Origin of the sequence: Marinobacter sediminicola (assembly GCF_031157525.1) — a bacterium.
In the GTDB taxonomy this organism is placed as follows: domain Bacteria; phylum Pseudomonadota; class Gammaproteobacteria; order Pseudomonadales; family Oleiphilaceae; genus Marinobacter; species Marinobacter sediminicola.
The window spans coordinates 1-3692 of record NZ_JAVIXR010000027.1 but is presented as its reverse complement, the minus strand read 5'-3'; the positions used below and the strand labels follow the sequence as shown (position 1 = coordinate 3692).

At 48.3% G+C, this 3692-nt stretch carries 6 protein-coding genes; all 6 read left to right on the top strand.

Features of this window, described 5'->3' with window-relative positions; genetic code table 11:
* Positions 1-180: hypothetical protein (locus RG807_RS17630; protein WP_309046045.1), on the top strand; the 180-nt coding region annotated here is incomplete at its 5' end.
* A gap of 85 nt (positions 181-265) precedes the next feature.
* The gene (locus tag RG807_RS17625) at positions 266-655 is read left to right on the top strand and encodes an SMI1/KNR4 family protein (RefSeq protein WP_309046044.1); all 390 of its coding nucleotides are present in this window, start codon (positions 266-268) and stop codon (positions 653-655) included.
* Positions 656-749: 94 nt separating this feature from the next.
* Positions 750-1205, top strand: coding sequence for a hypothetical protein (locus RG807_RS17620; protein WP_309046043.1), 456 nt, complete (start codon positions 750-752; stop codon positions 1203-1205).
* 100 nt (positions 1206-1305) lie between these two features.
* Positions 1306-1581, top strand: coding sequence for a hypothetical protein (locus RG807_RS17615; protein WP_309046042.1), 276 nt, complete (start codon positions 1306-1308; stop codon positions 1579-1581).
* Between the two features lie 104 nt (positions 1582-1685).
* Entirely contained in the window at positions 1686-2222 is a 537-nt protein-coding gene (locus RG807_RS17610; RefSeq protein WP_309046041.1) for a hypothetical protein, read from the top strand.
* A gap of 569 nt (positions 2223-2791) precedes the next feature.
* Positions 2792-3460 carry a hypothetical protein gene (locus RG807_RS17605; RefSeq protein WP_309046040.1) on the top strand — a complete coding sequence of 223 codons (669 nt, stop codon included), beginning with the start codon at positions 2792-2794 and terminating at the stop codon, positions 3458-3460.
* The last annotated feature ends 232 nt before the right edge of the window (positions 3461-3692 follow it).

Here is a 3692-nt window from a genome sequence, read left to right as displayed (position 1 = left end):
ACCATTGAGGCATGGTCTGAGTTTGATGTGTTAGTCAATGCAATGGCTTACTTTAGGCAGCACCTCCGTGCATATATTGAGGCACACCCAAAGATAAAGTTGTATGAAAAAATTGAAGGCGATCTGGAAGCCCTCGAAATAGACGATATTTTCTGGACTCATGACTGTGTTCCAGATTAAAAACATAACAAGGCCATGAAGGTTGTTCCGGGCCTTCGGCCCTCCACCGGACGCCCTTGTCAGGGCGCCGCTTATGGCTGGCGTTATGACTAAAGCTATGCATCAGATTGAGAGCATCCTGAGCCAAAACGAAAAATATCGGCTCGACGATCCGGTACCTACCGAAAGTCAGATCAACCAAGCAGAACTCGGTCTGAAAACGGAGTTTAAAGCCTGGTACCGTGATTTTGTCAGATTGGGCGGTTTAAGCGACTTGAGGTTTAGTGCTGAAATCCTCCCGCCCCAGGAGCTGGTAGAGAACCAAAGGTACATTGATAGCCGGGCCTATGTTGCGTTTGCTAGCAATGGGTGCGGGGATCTTTTCTGCTGGTCAGTCGGAGATTCGCCTGCAATCTTTTTGTGGGACCATGAAACAAACCGGTTCACCGAGGATGCCCCGGATTTTATCACTTGGCTTGAGCGTAACCGGTTCTAGTCATAACCAGTAGTTGTAGTACGTTCCGGCCTGCGGCCTCCACCGGACGCCCCTGTCGGGGCGCCGCTAAACAAAAGCGTTAGGCGAGATTCATATGAGTCAACTGTCAATGCACGCGCAGGACTTCCTAAATGCTTATGAAATCTTAAGGGAGAGCAACGACGCGCTGATAAGCAAGGGTGCTGATGGTGCCAGAGAAACAGCCTACGGCTCATTACCAGCGATGGGCATCGATATCGTTTGCTTAGCATTTTCAGTAGAGCTTCACTTGAAAGAACTCCATCGAATTGTTTCTCAAGCTCCTCCCAAGGGGCACAACATTTCAAAGCTCTTTTATGGTCTGCCCAAAGATGTTCAAGAGGAAGTTGTTTCTCACAGCTCCATAGCACAATACGGATGGGGTGATGCCCAACTCCAGCTTGAGCTAAATGCTATCAGCAATGGTTTTGAAAAATGGCGATACGCCTACGAGAGCGCCTCACTCAAATACAACATTTACTTTGCGAAAGCTCTGATTGAGGCAATGCAATCTGTTGCATCCAAAAAGTGAGAAGCGCCTAACAAGGCAATCAAATTTGTTCCGGCCTTCGGCCTCCACCGGACGCCCTTGTCAGGGCGCCGTTTATTGCTGGCGTTAGCACCAGAGAGCCATGACTCAAAAATATGTCACCAGCATTCAAGGCGGGACTCTAAAAACAGCTGATTTTCCTGAGCGAGAGATTTCGTTCCGGGACAACGCCGAGTTAGTTATGCTGGTAAAGCTGTTGTCGGCACAAGGGTACGCCTTTGTAGACGCTCCGAGTGGATGGCCACCCGCAGCCGTGCTTCAGCAGCTTCAGGAGCAAGGGGAGATGGATTTCTCATTCACGGCGATAACTTGGTCTGGCCCGCGTGATTATTGCACTTATCAGGTTCCGAAGTGCTAACCAGCCAGTCAACCGGACACCAAAAGCGTTCCGCTTTTGGTTCCCTTCGCTGGCGCTCCGGTGCCGGTTACCGTAGGCGTCATGTTTCTGACTGGAGGTAGTCTTTGGCCTCGACTTGGCTAGACATCGTTGATACGGCTGTAAAAATTGGGCTAGGCGCTGCAATCAGCGGTATCGCAACTTATGCGGTCACGCGGTACAAGCATGTCTCGGATAAAAGTCTGGAGGCAACGCAGAGGAAGCGCGACGCAATAAATCAAGTTGCTGAAGAAGTAGAGGAGTTTTCCCATATCTCTTTGAATTATTGGGCACGGATTCTTGATTGGACTCGCAAACGTGCCAATGGGAAATCGCCAAACGAAACGTTAGAGCAAGAACTTCGCCACGTTCGCGCGGAGTTGTTCAATTCTTATAAGGTGCTAGCCAGTGCTGAATCAAAGCTTTTGCTCATGGGGGAGCAGGAGGCCCAGGATTTAGTTCGGAAATATGGTGAACAGCTGACCAAATTTTATTCAAAAGCATTCATTGGTGATCACGGGATGTCGCTGGATGAAATTCAAGAGTGGCGCGAGGTAATACTCTCAGGTCGTATCAAAGTGTTTAATGAGTTGAGCCGACTGTTTAAGAGTTTGGAAACATAACAATGCCAGGCACGGCGACGCCTACTACATTGCGGCTGTGCCTCCATTTCGTAGTCGCGCATGCTGGCTGGCGTTAGTGATCCTGTCGCCTGTCTAATTAATTGGTATAATAGGTTCACGGGCCGTTGAGCTCGGTGGCGAAAGCCTCCGCAAATATCTTGTTTCGCGATGACCCATTCTGTGAGTGCGGCCAGACCCTGACATCGCATCTCAAGTTGCTTTAGCAACGGTTGAGGTGTGTATGTCTGATCAACCTAGAAATTCTTCCATTGCTATTCTGTTTTTGTCAGTTTTGATCTTCGTCGCATTGTTCGCGGCTGCATTGGTTTACCTTATGTATAGCGAGGATAAGGGGCTAGCAGCCGAGCAGATTTGGAATCACCTAAAAGAGCTTTCGCTATTAGCTGCTGGGTATATCTTTGGAGAGAGAAAAGCCGCGCCCTAATCTCAAAATCACTAACAAAACGGTCAACCGGACGCCAAAAGCGTGGCGCTTTTGGTACCCTCCGCTTCGCTCCGGCGCCGGTTACCTCAGCGTTGGCTCTCACCACACCGGAAAGGAGAGTGAAATGATTAATATAGCGATCGTGATTTTAGGAATCGCGGGCGTTTTATCTCAATTCATTACTCGAAAAAGTCCAGAGTCTGAGAAGCCTCGCATTTGGGCTGTACTCCAGTATGGGGCAATGATCGGTGTCATTTCTCTAGGAGGCTATAACCAATATACCAATAGCCAGGTTGAGTCGAGTCATCGAAAAGCAACTATCGAAATTGGTGTACTTTCCAAAGTTAGTGAGCACTTTGTTCCCGTACTTAAAAATAGTATTTTGCTTCAAAACAACATGATTGCCGTGAAAAGCTACTTGTCATATGAAGAACTTAAGGAAAGCAATCCTGACATGGCACCCCACGTAGATTGGCACAAAGACAGCTCTGAAACTCAGCACGTCGAGTTAGAAGCAGCAAAAAGAGCATTTGCGGAAATTCAAAATTCGGCAGTTAACATCCTACAACTAAATATCAGCTACGGCGGTATTGTTCCGAGTGAAGCTTTCGAATGGGCAGGTGCAACGCTCGAAATGAAGTTCTCGGACGTGCCCGACTATTTTGACCCATACACTCCAGTTGGCGCTCCTCCTAAAAGCTCAGTTGTTGACTACGCAGAAAAGACAGGTCGAGTATTTGGGCTAGTAATGGGTAAGATGAGATCAGCAGCTGCCCTACTAGCCGAGGATTAAGCAACCGTTTAGAGCTAACAATCACAGTCACGGCGACGTCTACTACATTGCGGCTTCGCCTTCATTTCGCAGCCGCGCATGCTGTTGGCGTTATGTGGTCACCACTTGGCTCTTGTTAAATTTTATTAATGGTGTCGGTCGGCACAGTTACCAGCACGAAATTCTCCGTTAAGAAAATCTGCTATGGTCAAAAAACATCCAGATTTACGGAGATATTGAAATGGAAGTAGGC